Origin of the sequence: Schumannella sp. 10F1B-5-1 (genome assembly GCF_006517535.1) — a bacterium.
Taxonomy (GTDB): Bacteria; Actinomycetota; Actinomycetes; order Actinomycetales; family Microbacteriaceae; genus Schumannella.
The window spans coordinates 357,784-371,302 of record NZ_VHQH01000038.1; the positions used below are offsets into that span (position 1 = coordinate 357,784).

Below are 13,519 nucleotides of genomic sequence, written 5' to 3' on the forward strand. Positions count from 1 at the left end.
GTGGACGGATCGTGCCCCGGCCGTGCGTCGGATGCACGAAGCCCCCGCCACGCGGACGCGGCGGGGGCTTCGGGTGCAGCGGATGCGGCTAGTTGCGCGGCATGAAGTAGCTCACGAGACGCAGGATCTCGAGGTAGAGCCACACGACCGTGACGACGATGCCGAAGGCGCCGGCCCAGGCGTAGACGCGCGGGGCGCCGTTGCGCACGCCCTGCTGGATGCTGTCGAAGTCGAGCACGAGCGAGTACGCCGCCATGATCACGACCAGGATGCCGAGCGGGATGCCGAGCGGGATGCCCGCGATCTCGACGCCGCGCAGGCCGCCGTAGGCGCTGGTCACGCCGGTCAGCATGAGGACGACGTTGACGAGCGAGAACGCCATGTAGCCGATCATCGCGACCAGGAAGATCTTGGTCGCGCGCGCCGAGGCGCGGATCTTGCCGCTCGCGAAGAGCGCGAGAGTCACGCCGACGACGGCGAGGGTGCCGAAGACGGCGACGGGGATGATGCCGTCGTACCAGCCCGCGTAGGCGTTCGAGATCGCGCCGACGACGATGCCCTGCACCGCCGAGTAGGCGAGCACGAGCGGCGCCGAGGGGCGCTTCTTGAAGATGTTGACGAGCGCGAGCACCAGGCCGGCGATCGCGGCCGGGATCACGATGATGGGCGCGAAGTCAGCCACGACGTAGCCGACGACCGCGCCGACCAGCAGCACGGCGAACGACACGACGGTCTTGACCGCGGTGTCTTCATAGGTCATCCGGTCGGTCTCGACCGGGGTCGCCGAGGGCAGGTCGTACTGGTGCGCGAGCTGCTCGGGGGTGGGGATCGGCGGAGCCGCCGTGCCGCGCTCCGAGAACGCGGGGGATCGGAACGCCGGGTTTCCGTTGGCCATGTCGCCTCCATGCTCATGGTCTGGCCCGTCGTCGACGGGTCGTCGCCCGGATTCCCGGGTTCGCACAAGTCTATGGAGCACCTGTAGCTCTGCGGCTGGGCATCCCCTGGGATGCCGTCCGCCCTGAGCGATCAGGGTCTAAACGCCGTCGCTCGACGGGCGGGTCCGGCGGGCGACGAGCGCGTGGATGCCGCGGGCGAGGTACGCGCTGCCGACGAAGGCGGCGCCCATCACCCCGCCGGCCGGCAGCATCCACTGGTAGTCGGTGACCTGCAGGCTGACGGCGACCGCGACGGCGCCCAGCACGGCGATCGTGAGCCACGCGACGGCGGGGCGGTGCCGCACGAGAAGCCAGGCGGCGAAGGGCAGCAGCAGCACCTCGAGGTACTTCGGGCCGGAGAGGGCGATCCAGAAGCCGAGGGTCGACGGCAGCGCGGCGACGACGCGGCGCCAGCCGTCGCTCGGGATGATCGCCCAGCCGAGCACGTGGGCCGAGGTGCCGGCGAGCAGGAGCAGCAGCTGGAAGGTGTTCGAGCCGGCGATCGCGATGCCGCCGGCGGCGATCAGCAGGATGCCGCCGGAGAGCCGGGAGCGGTAGCCGCCCCAGCGCAGCGGCAGCAGCCGGGTCGGCTCGACGAAGCGCGAACGGGCGGCGCGGCGGGCGCCGCGGGCGGTGCCGTCGGCGGCCTCAGAGGAGGGCACGCAGCTGCACCCAGGCGATGACGACGATCACGACCAGCACGAGCGCGCTGTAGCCGAGCACGGTGCCGATGAGCGCCGGCATCCGCCCGCGATCGCCCGTGCGCGCGGTCTGGCTCAGGGCGAGATGGCCGAAGATCACGGCCAGCGGCGAGAGCAGGATGCCGAGCACGAGCGCGAAGATCGCGGCCGGGTTCACGTGCCGTTCGATGGGCTCGTCGTGCGCGTGGTGTCGGCCACCGGCGTCGCCGGCCGCGGCGGCCGCCGCAGCCCGCATCGCCTCCGCGCGTTCCTCGGGGATCACGCGGGCGCCGCACCACACGCAGAACTTCCACGCGGCGTCGAGCTCGCGCCCGCAGTGCGTGCACGCGTGCGCCGTTTCCCCGCCGTTCATGGTGCCCCCATTATCGTGGGCGCGTGATCGGAGACCGTCCCGCCGACCTGACCGCCGCATCCCGCCCGCTCGTGATCGGGCATCGCGGGGCGAGCGGCTACCGCCCCGAGCACACCGAGTCGGCCTATCGCCTCGCGTTCGAGCAGGGGGCGGATGCGGTGGAACCCGATCTCGTCGCGACCCGCGACGGCGTGCTCGTGATCCGCCACGAGAACGAGATCTCGGGCACGACCGACGTGGCCCGACGCCCCGAGTTCGCCGACCGCCGCGCCACCAAGGTCATCGACGGGCAGAAGTTGACCGGCTGGTTCACCGAGGACTTCGACTGGGACGAGCTGGCCACCCTGCGCGCCGTCGAGCGGCTGCCGAAGGTGCGGCCGGCTTCGGCCGGCCACGACGGCGCCGAGCCGATGCTGCGGCTCGTCGATCTGCTCCGTCTCGTCGACGAGTGCCAGGAGGTCGCCGGGCGGATGCTGCGCCTGGTCGCCGAGATCAAGCACGCGCACTACTTCGCCTCGATCGGCCTGCCGCTCGACGAGCTGTTCGCGCTCGAGATCGCCGGCTGGGACGCGGCGGCCGATCGGCTGATCGTCGAGTCGTTCGAGCAGAGCGTGCTGACGAAGGTGCGCGAGCGCGGCGTGCCCGGCCGCATCGTCTACCTGATCGAGGCCGACGGTGCCGCCCCCGACCTGGTCGCCCGCGACGGCGTCAACGCGCTGAGCTACGCGGCGCAGATCGGACCGCGCGGGCTGCCGGCGCTCGTCGGTCAGGTCGATGGCGTGAGCCTGGCGAAGAGCCTCGTGATCACCTCGGAGGACGACGAGGTCGAGTCCACCGGCGCGGTCGAGCGCATCAGCGCCTCGGGCCTCGACGTCTTCACTTGGACGCTGCGGGCGGAGAACCGCTTCCTCACCCGTGCGGCTCGTCTCGGCGGCGGCAAGGAGGCGGTCGGCGACTGGCGCACCGAGTTCCGCGCCATCTACGACACCGGCGTCGCGGGCGTGTTCGCCGACCAGCCCGACCTCGCGGTCGCGGTGCGCGACGAGGTCTGAGCCCGCCCGACCGCGTCGGCGGTCGCACCTAGAATCGTCGGGACATGAGCTTCGTCCTCGACGGCTTCGAGCCGGACCACCCGACCACCGACCGCGCGGCCGCCGTCGACGACCGCCTGCTCGCCGGGCTCAACCCGCAGCAGCGCGAGGCCGTGCTCTATCGCGGGCGCGCCCTGCTCATCGTGGCGGGCGCCGGCTCGGGCAAGACGAGCGTGCTCACCCGCCGCATCGCCGGGCTGCTCGACACCCGCGAGGCGTGGCCGAGCCAGATCCTCGCGATCACGTTCACCAACAAGGCCGCCGCCGAGATGCGGGAGCGCATCCACGGTCTCGTCGGCGACGCCTCGCAGGGCATGTGGATCTCGACCTTCCACTCCGCGTGCGTGCGCATCCTGCGTCGTCAGGCCGAGGCCTTCGGGCTCTCGCCGAGCTTCACGATCTACGACTCCGCCGACAGCCGGGCGCTCATCAAGCGCATCCTCAAGGAGCTCGAGGCCGACACCCTCGGCCTGACCGTGTCGAGCGTCGCCGGCCGCATCTCGAAGCTCAAGAACGAGCTGACGGATGTCGAGAGCTTCGCCCGCAACGCGAACATCGACGACCCCAAGGAGTCGGCGTTCCTCGAGGTGTTCCGCCGCTACAGCGAGGGACTCGCCCGCGCCAAGGCCTTCGACTTCGACGACCTGATCGCGCAGACGGTCTATCTCTTCCGCGCCTTCCCCGAGGTCGCCGCGCTCTACCAGCGCCGGTTCCGCTACGTGCTCGTCGACGAGTACCAGGACACGAACCACGCCCAGTACGCGCTGATCCGCGAGCTCGTGCGCGCCGTCAAGCCGCACAACGTGCCCGCCGACACCCGCACGCGTCTCAAGCCCGACGGCTCGATCGCACCGGCATCGCTCACGGTCGTCGGCGACTCCGACCAGTCGATCTACGCCTTCCGCGGCGCCGACATCCGCAACATCGTCGAGTTCGAGCGCGACTTCCCCGAGGCGAAGACGATCCTGCTCGAGCAGAACTACCGCTCGACGCAGAACATCCTCGACGCCGCCAACGCCGTCATCGCCAACAACTTCGACCGCACCGCGAAGAACCTCTTCACGACCGTCGGCGCGGGCGACAAGATCACCGGCTACACCGGCTACTCCGCGCACGACGAGGCGCAGTTCGTCGCCGACGAGATCGACAAGCTGCGCAGCGCCGGCACCTCGCTCGACGATGTCGCCGTCTTCGTGCGCACCAACTCGCAGACGCGACCGCTCGAAGAGATCTTCATCCGGTCGGCGCTGCCGTACCGCATCCCGGGCGGCACCAAGTTCTTCGAGCGGGCCGAGATCAAGGATGCGATGGCGTACCTGATCCAGGTCGTCAACCCCGCCGATGACCTCGCGCTGCGCCGCATCCTGAACGTGCCCCGCCGCGGCATCGGCCCGGCGACCGAGGCGACGCTGCAGGCGCACGCCGACCGCGAGGGCGTGCCGCTGCGGGATGCGCTCCGCGACGTCGAGCAGCTCGGGCTCGGGCCCAAGGTGACCGGAGCGATCCGCACGCTCGTCGACCTGCTCGACGAGGCATCCGGGCAGGCGCTCACGGCCGCGCCCGCCGACATCTTCGCGCTGCTCATGGAGCGCACCGGCTACGTCACCGGGCTGCGGGCCACGCAGGACGCGCAGGACGAGGCGCGCGCCGAGAACCTCGAGGAGCTGCTGGCGCAGACCAAGGAGTTCCGCAAGCAGAACCCCGAGGGCACCCTCATCGAGTTCCTGACCAACGTCGCGCTGCTCGCCGCCGCCGACGAGATCGACGACACCGACGGCTCGGTGTCGATCATGACGCTGCACACGGCCAAGGGCCTCGAGTACGACACGGTCTTCCTCACCGGCATCGAGGAGGGCCTGCTGCCCCACCAGATGTCGGCCGGCGAGCCCGGGGGAGTGCAGGAGGAGCGCCGGCTGTTCTACGTCGGCGTCACCCGCGCCAAGCGCCGCCTGTTCTTCTCGCTCGCCATGCAGCGCGCCCAGTTCGGCGACACCACCGTCGCGCTGCCGAGCCGCTACCTGCAGGAGGTGCCGGCCGAGCTGATCGAGTGGCGCCAGTCGCCCGGCTTCGCCAACTCGCGCGGCGGAACCCAGCCGCGTGCCCTCAACGCGCGCCGCGGCGGCTCCGACCGCTTCAGCTACGGCTCCTCGCTGCCGCCCGCGCCGAACCGCGAGAAGCGCGAGTGGGCGAACGCCGTGACCAACAAGGTGCGCGACAACGGCGACCTGACGCTCGCGACCGGCGACCGCATCCGCCACGCCGACTTCGGCGAGGGGCGCGTCACCGGCGTCACCGGGCAGGGCGCCAAGTCGATCGCCGAGGTCATGTTCGACACGGCCGGCCGCAAGAAGCTGCTGATCAAGATCGCCCCGATCGAGAAGCTGTGATGCGCCGGGCGGGGGTGCCGGCACGCGCTCGATCGCGGGGGTCGGCGACGTCTGTCGCACGAAGAGGGGCCGCGGCGGGATGCGCGGCGCCGGTTAGGGTGAGCGCATGAGTTCGACGCCTCCGCCGATCGAGCAGCTGCTGCCGATCATCCAGAAGCTGCCGCAGTTCGCCGGCATCGTCTGGCGCGGCGCGCCCGAGGGGCTCGGCGGTCCGATCGTCGCGGCCCAGCCGTTCTCGACCTCGCTCGACGCCCGCGTCGCGAGTGAGAACTTCAGTGCGCCCGTGCTGCTCGCGATCGTCACGCTGACCGGTCGCGAGATCGGCGTGCTGTCGGCGAACCCCGACGAGCAGGAGGTCGTGATGCTGCCCGGCACCGGACTGGCCCCGCTCACGGGTGTCGGCCAGCAGGGCGGCGTGACCATGCAGCTCGTCGGGCAGCTCGGCATCGGCGAGGCGCAGGGCGTGGCCCAGCCGTTCCCCGAGCGCGCCGACCTGGCCGCCGCCGTCGGCTCCGCGCTCACCGGCGGGCTCGAGGCCCCGACGTTCCACGTCACCAGCCCCGGGCGCTTCTCCGGGCCGATCGCGGCCCAGGCGCGGGGCTAGTCGACCCGCGGGTCGGCTGCATCGCCGATTCGCGGATCACCCTGACCTCGGACGTGATATCCGCGCTCAGTCGAGCGCGACATCCGCCGCCGGATCGACCGCGGCACCGCGTCGACGGCGCGCCACGGTCGCGACGACCAGCAGCACGACGGCGATCAGCAGCAGCGTGCCCGCGCCGATCCCCACCCCCGCGGCGACCCCGACGAGCGCGCTCAGCCCGCCCACGATCACGCCGCTGCCCGCGCGGAAGCCGTTGGCGGCCATCCCGAACGCGCCGATGAAGGCGCCGCGGCGACCCTCGGGCGCGGCGAGCTGCACGACCGTCTGTGCCGTGGATGCCGAAACCAGGTTGCCGAGACCCGCCAGCACGAGCGCCGCGAGCGACAGCACGAAGCTCTGCGACAGCGAGAACACGACGAGCCCGAGCCCGAACAGCGCGGCCGCGACGATCGCCAGGCGCGTGCTGGCCTTGATGCGCCCGAGCGCCTCCATGCCGAGTCCGCCGGTGACGGCGCCGGTCGACATGGCGATGAGCAGGAGGATGTAGCCGGGCCCCTCGTCCTGCCCCAGCATCCGCCCGAAGTCGGGCAGCAGCGGCAGCAGCGCGGTGCCGATGAACAGGCCCACGGCGCCCTGCAGCACCATCATCAGCAGGATCGCCGGGTAGCGCGGCACCTCGCCGAGCACGCCCAGCACATCCCGCACGCGCAGCCGTGGCGGGGTGACGCGATCGGTCAGATGCCCCGTGATCGGCGAGATCAGCAGGTAGACGAAGAACGGCACGTAGAGCACGACGTTGAGCGCCATGCCCCAGACCGGGCCGACCAGGAACAGCAGAGCCGCTCCGAGCGCCGGGCCCACGAGCATCCCGAGGTTGAGGCCCGTGGCCATGAGGCGCACGCCGCTCGGCAGGTGCTCGGGGCCGACGATGTCATAGAGCATGAGCTGGTCGGCGGGGTTCCAGAACGCGCCCGAGAGGCCGTGCAGCAGCAGCAGGATGACGCAGTGCCAGGGCTGCAGCGTGCCCGTGCCGATCAGCACCGCCCACGCCACCGACACGAGCGCGAACAGCACGCACGAGGCCTGGATGATGCGGCGGCAGTCGAAGCGGTCGGCGAGATGGCCGAACGGGATCGCGCCGATCAGGAACGGCACCCAGTGGCTGATCGTGGCGAAGCCCGCGAGCACCGGCGACTGGAACTTCTGCCACATCACGAAGTAGGTGATCGCGTGCTCGACGTGGTCGCCCGCCATGAGCAGGAAGCCGCCGATCAGGTAGCCGCGGTACCAGGGCGCGCGAAGGGCGGCGAATCTCACCGCGCCAGCGTAGGGGGTGGCCGGGGTGCCCTGCCGATGCCCGCGACCGCGCCCGTCGTCCGAACCGTCGTCGGCCCCGCCGCCGCGACCGCCCGACACGGGCAGAGCTCCCCATCGCCGCGGCGCGCGTCCCGGCGCTAAGGTGAGCGAAACGCCGGTTCGCGACCTCGGGGGGAGCGCCGGCATCCACCACCGCGACCGGCGCAGCCCCGTGCCGACTCGCACGCACCGCAGAGCCCAGAACCCCAGGAGCACCCTCATGGCCGGCACCCTCTTCACCCTCGGCGGCGACAACAGCGCCGCCTCGAACCTCGTCGCGCAGACCGTCTCGTCGCTCGGCTACGCCGCCGAGGTGCTGCCCAACGGCGCCCACCGCCTCAGCCGCGGCAACAAGACCAAGACCTTCTGGCTCGGCGCTCTCTCGGGCGACGACTTCCACGTCGCCTTCGTCATCGCCTACGGCACCGACCCCTCGGGCAACCTCACCGTGCGCGTCGACCGCGACGGCGGCGCCAGCTTCCTCAAGGGCGGCGCGATCGGCGTCTCGAAGACCGACACCGCCTACGGCCAGCTCGTGGATGCGATCGGCGGCGCCGCCTCGAACGCCGGCATCTACGTCGGCTCGGGTCCCGCGGCCTGATCCGAACGCCTGTTACGGGGGAGCCGAGGCCATGAGCTACACGGAGTTCACGCTCGCGGGCGACCACCAGCACGCGATGAACGTCGTCGGCAGCACGATCGTCGGCCTCGGCTTCCGCGCGCAGATCCAGCCCGACGGCGAGCACCGCTTCAGTCGCGGCGACCTGCAGAGCAGCGTCATGGTCGGCGGCATCGCCGGCAGCCGCTTCTACGTCGAGTTCGACGTGCTGTTCGGCACGGATGCCGCGGGCAACCTGACCGCGCGCATCCAGCGTGGCAGCCGCAGCCTGTTCAAGGGCGGCCGCCTCGGCGTCGGGCAGGCCGACGACGCGTTCGAGCAGATCGTGAACGCGGTCGGGGCCGCGACGACGCAGGCCGGCATCTACCTCGGCGCGACCGCGGAGTGACGCGGCGCGGCGCCACGTCGTGCGGCGTCACCCCGTGCGTTCGCGCTCGGTGTGACGCCGCAGCTGCGCGAGCAGCCGGCGCGACGGCAGCTCGCGCAGTCGCCGCGGGATGAGCGTCAGCAGCGTGCGCAGCGCCGCGAGCAGCACGGCCGCGCGCACCCGGTGCACCCGCAGTCCGTAGGCCTCGCGCACCGCAGGCGGCAGCAGCGCGGGGGTCAGGATGCGCACGAGCGGCATCGCCGTTCGACCCCACCAGGGCAGGGCGGTCGCGTGCAGCAGTTGCGCGGCGACGGCGCGGGCGTCGGCACCGACCTCGAGCGTCGGCAGCCGCGCATCCCAGTAGTCGTCGAAGGCGCGCCGATCGGCGGGCCACACGCCGGCCGGCAGCTGCAGCGCCGTCGCGAGCCGCTCGCTGCGCGCCACGACCTGCTCGGCCACCACCGGCGAGAGCGGACCGCGCAGCAGCGCGTGGGTGCGCATCCCGGTCCAGACCAGGGTCGCCGCGACCCAGAGCTGGTGCTCGGCGTCGACCGCGCCCGGCACGCCCGCGTGAGCCCGGTCGACGCCGCGCGCCGCGAGCCGCTCGACCTCGTCGTCGCCCAGGGACACCGCGTAGACGTAGGCGAGCGTGTGCTCGAGCCGGCGCAGCGGATCGCGCGCGAAGGCGCTGTGCGCCGCGACCCCGCGCGCCACCACGGGGTCGGCGAGCTGCAGCAGGATCGCCGCGGCTCCGCCGAGCACGAGCCCGCCGTCGGCGGCGTACTCGGTCCAGTCGCGGGCGGGCTTCACGCGGCGATCGTACGATCCGCGGCCGGGGCGGATGCCGTGCCCCGCTTGCACAGGCCCGGCTGCCGCTCGCGACGGCGGGTGGCCGCGCATCCTGAACGCCCTCGCACGAAGGCGCCCCACGGTCGCGCTAGGGTTGATGCCGCCGATATCTCTTGATGTCGAACTATCTCGGTGTCGAGATACCGGCGGTCCCCTCACGACTCCGACGCGCAAGGAAGAAGCAGCCAGCGTGGATCTTTTCGAGTACCAGGCCCGTGACGTCTTCGAGAAGTACGGGGTTCCCGTACTCCCCGGCATCATCGCCGACACCCCCGCCGAGGTCCGCGCGGCCGCCGAGAAGCTCGGCGGCGTGACGGTCGTCAAGGCGCAGGTCAAGACCGGAGGCCGCGGCAAGGCCGGCGGCGTCAAGGTCGCCAAGACGCCCGACGACGCCGAGGCCGCAGCCAACGACATCCTCGGCCTCGATATCAAGGGCCACGTCGTCAAGCGCGTCATGGTCGCCGCCGGCGCCGACATCAAGCAGGAGTTCTACTTCTCGGTGCTGCTCGACCGCGCCAACCGCTCCTACCTCTCGCTCGCCTCCTACGAGGGCGGCATGGAGATCGAGCAGCTCGCCGAGGAGCGCCCCGAGGCCCTCGCCCGCATCGAGGTCGACCCGGGCACCGGCATCACGCTCGAGAAGGCGACCGAGATCGCCGTCGCCGCGAAGTTCCCCGAGGAGCTCGTCGGCAAGGTCGCCCCCGTCATCGTGAAGCTCTACGAGGTCTACACCGGCGAGGACGCGACGCTCGTCGAGGTCAACCCGCTCGTGCTCACCGGCGCCGGCGACATCGTCGCCCTCGACGGCAAGGTCTCGCTCGACGAGAACGCCGGCTTCCGTCACCCCGAGCACGAGGAGCTCGAGGACAAGGACGCCGCCGACCCGCTCGAGGCGAAGGCGAAGCAGAACGACCTCAACTACGTGAAGCTCGACGGCCAGGTCGGCATCATCGGCAACGGCGCCGGGCTCGTCATGTCGACGCTGGATGTGGTGGCCTACGCGGGCGAGGCGCACGGCGGCGTGAAGCCGGCGAACTTCCTCGACATCGGCGGCGGCGCCTCGGCGACGGTCATGGCCAACGGCCTCGACGTCATCCTCGGCGACGCACAGGTCAAGAGCGTGTTCGTCAACGTCTTCGGTGGCATCACCTCGTGCGTGGCCGTGGCCGAGGGCATCGTCAAGGCGCTCGAGATCCTCGGCGACGCGGCGACCAAGCCGCTCGTCGTGCGACTCGACGGCAACCAGGTCGAGGAGGGACGCGCGATCCTCGCGGCCGCCGCCCACCCGCTGGTCACGCTGGCCACCACGATGGACGACGGCGCCGACAAGGCCGCCGAGCTGGCCAACGCCTGATCCGCCGACGAAGAGACTGAGAGAAGCAGAGAAATGTCGATCTTCCTGAACAAGGACTCCAAGGTCATCGTCCAGGGCATCACCGGCGGCGAGGGCACCAAGCACACCGCGCTGATGCTGAAGGCCGGAACCCAGGTCGTGGGCGGCGTCAACGCCCGCAAGGCCGGCACCACCGTGTCGCACACCGCCGCCGACGGGTCCGCCGTCGAGCTGCCCGTCTACGCGACCGTCGCCGAGGCGATGGCCGAGACCGGCGCCGACGTGTCGATCGCGTTCGTACCGCCGGCCTTCTCGAAGGGCGCGATCATCGAGGCCATCGACGCCGAGATCCCGCTGCTCGTCGTGATCACCGAGGGCATCCCGGTGCAGGACTCGGCCGAGGCCTGGGCCTACGCCAAGGCCAAGGGCGGCAAGACCCGCATCATCGGACCGAACTGCCCCGGCATCATCACCCCCGGCGAGGCGCTCGTCGGCATCACCCCGGCGAACATCACCGGCAAGGGACCGATCGGCCTCGTGTCGAAGTCGGGCACCCTGACCTACCAGATGATGTACGAGCTGCGTGACCTCGGCTTCTCGACCGCCATCGGCATCGGCGGAGACCCGGTCATCGGCACGACCCACATCGACGCGCTCGCCGCGTTCGAGGCCGACCCCGAGACCAAGGCGATCGTCATGATCGGCGAGATCGGCGGCGACGCCGAGGAGCGCGCGGCCGACTTCATCAAGGCCAACGTGACGAAGCCGGTCGTCGGCTACGTCGCCGGCTTCACGGCGCCCGAGGGCAAGACCATGGGTCACGCGGGCGCGATCGTGTCCGGCTCGGCCGGCACCGCCCAGGCGAAGAAGGAGGCCCTCGAGGCCGCCGGCGTCAAGGTCGGCAAGACGCCGAGCGAGACCGCCGCCCTGCTGCGCGAGGTCTACGCCGCGCTCTGACGCCGCACTCGCGTCGAGCCGCCCGCGGCTCGCGCTCGCGCTCGAGGGGCCCGCATCCACCCGGATGCGGGCCCCTCGTGCGCCCGGCACCGCTCCACGCCGCGCGCCCGCGATCCTCGCGAGTTGCCCACTTCTGCTGTATCCCGAGCGCGACAAGCCGCGGAAGTGGGCAACTCACCTCATGAGCGGCGCGAGAGACGAGAGATGCGCTCCCGTATGAGGCGGACCAGCGCCGCCAGATCCCGAAGATCGTCGCCCGTCAGCTCGAGCACCTGCCACCCCAGCGCCTCGAGTCGCGCGCGCCGCCGCAGGTCATCCCGCCACTGAGCGACATCGCGGTGATGATCACCCTGATACTCGATCGCCAGGCCCAGCGCGGGGTAGGCCAGATCGACCCACCATGAGTGACCTGCTGCCGGGTCGGGTACTTCGTGGTTCGGCTCGGGCGCGGGCATTCCAGCTAGAACGAGCGCGGCCCGGACGATCGACTCCGGGGCCGAATCGGCCCGGTCTGTGAGCATCGGCAACGCGAGGCGCAGGTTCTTCGAGCCGCGGACCGGCGTCGTCGGCAGCGCTCGCTGCAGAAGCTCGCGACTCGCGAGAGGACGCTTGCGCCAGAGGATGCGATCACCCGCGGCCACCAGATCCGGAAGCGAGAGGATGCTGGCCAGATCACGCCAGGTGCGCGCCGGCGAGGTGAGTCGGAGTCCGTCGCGGACGATCACGTCTCCAGCCGCGACCCGCAGCTGATGGCCGATCAGCCCGGCACAGTGCGGCGCTCGATGCGGAGCGGGCAGTGAGATGTGCAGATCCGAGCGTGCGGCGATCTCGCGCGGGAGCACGACACCCAGCAGCAACGCGGCCGTGACGTGGCTGAAGAAGGCCCGCTGATCCAGACGAGCGGCGTAGAGCTCGCAGCGACCACGCAGGTCTCCGCTCAGATCGTCAGTGCTGCGCATCCCCCAGACCCCGGCGTCGAGGTCACGCGCTCGCAGTCGTGCTTCGGTGACCGCCGACTCGTCGAGCGCATCGCGCACTCGGAACATCGGGCCGAGCTCGCTGGGGAGTTCACGTGCGGTCCAGGGTGGCGGCATCCCTCGACGATCGACCTCTCCGTGATGGCTCGGGACTCCCGATATCGCATCTGTGGACTCTGCAACTCCTGGCCGCGGCGGGGAGGAGTCCCGAGCGAAGCCGTGAGTTGCCCAGTTCTGCTGTACTCATCGCTCGACAAGCCGCGGAAGTGGGCAACTCACGAATGTCCGGGCGCGAGAGGTACGCCGAGTGGGCGTCAGCGCAGGAGGCGGTAGTCGTAGGAGAAGATGCCGGCGTAGCGGAAGAACTCGCCGAGCAGCGGGGCGCTGAGCCGCACATCCACTCTCTGGTGCACGCCGTCGGGATCGCTGCGCTCGTCGAGCGTGACGCGTGCGAGGCGGGGGAGAGGCAGCGCGACGAAGCCGAGGCGCACGCGCAGCCCGCGCGAGGTCATGCGCAGTCCGCCGTCGACGACCTCGGGCACGAGGTCGACCTCGAGCCAGCGCGTGCGTCCGAGGCGGTCGCGCAGCCGGCCGCGCCGCACGAGCATCGTGTCCTCCATGACGCGGCGCACGCCCTCGAACTCGAAGGTGCGCTGCGCCGAGAGGGTGCCGCGGCGCACGTCGGGGCGGTTGACGACCGTGAAGGCGATCCCCTCGCCGTGCTCCGGGAACAGGATGCGCTGCCACGCCATCCACGTCAGCAGGGGCTTCAGCAGCCGACCGCCGACGCCGACCGGGCCGGCCTCGTCGTAGACCCCGCGCCCGACGCCGACGGCGCCCTCGGGCGGCATGCCGAAGTAGCGGCGCAGGCGCAGGTCGAGGCGGGCGAAGTCGTCGCCCAGCACCCGCTGGTACACTGACTCGGCCATGGGCCTCCCTCCGCTTCGACCCTAGATGTACTCGGTCAGCAGGTTGGTGACGGTGCGGTAGG

14 protein-coding genes are annotated in these 13,519 nt (G+C 71.4%); 7 read left to right on the plus strand and 7 right to left on the minus strand.

Annotated elements, in window-relative coordinates; translation table 11 throughout:
- Positions 1-88: 88 nt before the first annotated feature.
- From FJ658_RS10685 to FJ658_RS16175, 3 genes are all read right to left on the minus strand, one after another.
- Positions 89-895 carry a Bax inhibitor-1/YccA family protein gene (locus tag FJ658_RS10685; RefSeq protein ID WP_141145351.1) on the minus strand — a complete coding sequence of 269 codons (807 nt, stop codon included), beginning with the start codon at positions 893-895 and terminating at the stop codon, positions 89-91.
- A 138-nt stretch (positions 896-1,033) separates the two neighbouring features.
- A complete protein-coding gene (locus FJ658_RS10690; protein ID WP_141145352.1) occupies positions 1,034-1,597 on the minus strand; it encodes a hypothetical protein in 564 nt (187 codons plus the stop codon).
- Positions 1,584-1,988 carry a DUF4190 domain-containing protein gene (locus FJ658_RS16175; RefSeq protein WP_219995765.1) on the minus strand — a complete coding sequence of 135 codons (405 nt, stop codon included), beginning with the start codon at positions 1,986-1,988 and terminating at the stop codon, positions 1,584-1,586. The genes FJ658_RS10690 and FJ658_RS16175 overlap by 14 nt, the downstream gene beginning before the upstream one ends.
- A 23-nt stretch (positions 1,989-2,011) precedes the next feature.
- On the opposite strand from FJ658_RS16175, the gene FJ658_RS10700 reads away from it, so the two are divergent.
- The 3 genes from FJ658_RS10700 (at position 2,012) to FJ658_RS10710 (ending at position 6,070) form a co-directional block, all read left to right on the plus strand.
- Positions 2,012-3,040 (plus strand): glycerophosphodiester phosphodiesterase family protein, encoded by a 1,029-nt coding sequence (locus FJ658_RS10700; RefSeq protein ID WP_255447676.1) that lies wholly within the window; start codon positions 2,012-2,014, stop codon positions 3,038-3,040.
- Between the two features lie 44 nt (positions 3,041-3,084).
- Entirely contained in the window at positions 3,085-5,466 is a 2,382-nt protein-coding gene (locus tag FJ658_RS10705) for an ATP-dependent helicase (RefSeq protein WP_141145354.1), read from the plus strand.
- Positions 5,467-5,572: 106 nt separating this feature from the next.
- Positions 5,573-6,070 (plus strand): hypothetical protein, encoded by a 498-nt coding sequence (locus FJ658_RS10710; protein WP_141145355.1) that lies wholly within the window; start codon positions 5,573-5,575, stop codon positions 6,068-6,070.
- A 66-nt stretch (positions 6,071-6,136) separates the two neighbouring features.
- Here FJ658_RS10710 and FJ658_RS10715 read toward each other — a convergent pair whose 3' ends face one another.
- Positions 6,137-7,387 (minus strand): MFS transporter, encoded by a 1,251-nt coding sequence (locus FJ658_RS10715; protein ID WP_181408417.1) that lies wholly within the window; start codon positions 7,385-7,387, stop codon positions 6,137-6,139.
- 259 nt (positions 7,388-7,646) lie between these two features.
- Here FJ658_RS10715 and FJ658_RS10720 point away from each other — a divergent pair, with 259 nt between their 5' ends.
- Both FJ658_RS10720 and FJ658_RS10725 read left to right on the plus strand, forming a co-directional pair.
- Complete coding sequence (locus tag FJ658_RS10720; protein WP_141145357.1) at positions 7,647-8,027, plus strand: hypothetical protein; 381 nt, start codon at positions 7,647-7,649, stop codon at positions 8,025-8,027.
- Between the two features lie 31 nt (positions 8,028-8,058).
- On the plus strand, positions 8,059-8,433 hold the full coding sequence (locus FJ658_RS10725; RefSeq protein WP_141145358.1) for a hypothetical protein: 375 nt from the start codon (positions 8,059-8,061) through the stop codon (positions 8,431-8,433).
- Between the two features lie 27 nt (positions 8,434-8,460).
- Here the strand turns inward: FJ658_RS10725 and FJ658_RS10730 are convergent, their stop codons facing one another.
- Positions 8,461-9,222: an oxygenase MpaB family protein gene (locus tag FJ658_RS10730; protein WP_181408418.1), complete on the minus strand. Its 762-nt coding sequence runs from the start codon at positions 9,220-9,222 to the stop codon at positions 8,461-8,463.
- Between the two features lie 229 nt (positions 9,223-9,451).
- On the opposite strand from FJ658_RS10730, the gene sucC reads away from it, so the two are divergent.
- A complete protein-coding gene (gene sucC / locus FJ658_RS10735; RefSeq protein WP_141145360.1) occupies positions 9,452-10,615 on the plus strand; it encodes an ADP-forming succinate--CoA ligase subunit beta in 1,164 nt (387 codons plus the stop codon).
- A 33-nt stretch (positions 10,616-10,648) separates the two neighbouring features.
- On the plus strand, positions 10,649-11,551 hold the full coding sequence (sucD, locus tag FJ658_RS10740) for a succinate--CoA ligase subunit alpha (RefSeq protein ID WP_141145361.1): 903 nt from the start codon (positions 10,649-10,651) through the stop codon (positions 11,549-11,551).
- Positions 11,552-11,730: 179 nt separating this feature from the next.
- On the opposite strand, the gene FJ658_RS10745 is transcribed toward sucD, so the two are convergent.
- Both FJ658_RS10745 and FJ658_RS10750 read right to left on the minus strand, forming a co-directional pair.
- A complete protein-coding gene (locus tag FJ658_RS10745) occupies positions 11,731-12,645 on the minus strand; it encodes a hypothetical protein (RefSeq protein WP_141145362.1) in 915 nt (304 codons plus the stop codon).
- 197 nt (positions 12,646-12,842) lie between these two features.
- Positions 12,843-13,457, minus strand: coding sequence for a DUF4166 domain-containing protein (locus FJ658_RS10750; RefSeq protein ID WP_141145363.1), 615 nt, complete (start codon positions 13,455-13,457; stop codon positions 12,843-12,845).
- Positions 13,458-13,519 lie beyond the last annotated feature (62 nt).

Bases quoted from the DNA above. Each gene is read 5' to 3' on its own strand.
- FJ658_RS16175 (WP_219995765.1), bottom strand. From the start codon at position 1,988: ATGAACGGCGGGGAAACGGCGCACGCGTGCACGCACTGCGGGCGCGAG.
- FJ658_RS10685 (WP_141145351.1), bottom strand. From the start codon at position 895: ATGGCCAACGGAAACCCGGCGTTCCGATCCCCCGCGTTCTCGGAGCGC.
- FJ658_RS10750 (WP_141145363.1), bottom strand. From the start codon at position 13,457: ATGGCCGAGTCAGTGTACCAGCGGGTGCTGGGCGACGACTTCGCCCGC.
- FJ658_RS10705 (WP_141145354.1), top strand. From the start codon at position 3,085: ATGAGCTTCGTCCTCGACGGCTTCGAGCCGGACCACCCGACCACCGAC.
- sucD (WP_141145361.1), top strand. From the start codon at position 10,649: ATGTCGATCTTCCTGAACAAGGACTCCAAGGTCATCGTCCAGGGCATC.
- FJ658_RS10745 (WP_141145362.1), bottom strand. From the start codon at position 12,645: ATGCCGCCACCCTGGACCGCACGTGAACTCCCCAGCGAGCTCGGCCCG.
- FJ658_RS10710 (WP_141145355.1), top strand. From the start codon at position 5,573: ATGAGTTCGACGCCTCCGCCGATCGAGCAGCTGCTGCCGATCATCCAG.
- FJ658_RS10720 (WP_141145357.1), top strand. From the start codon at position 7,647: ATGGCCGGCACCCTCTTCACCCTCGGCGGCGACAACAGCGCCGCCTCG.
- FJ658_RS10725 (WP_141145358.1), top strand. From the start codon at position 8,059: ATGAGCTACACGGAGTTCACGCTCGCGGGCGACCACCAGCACGCGATG.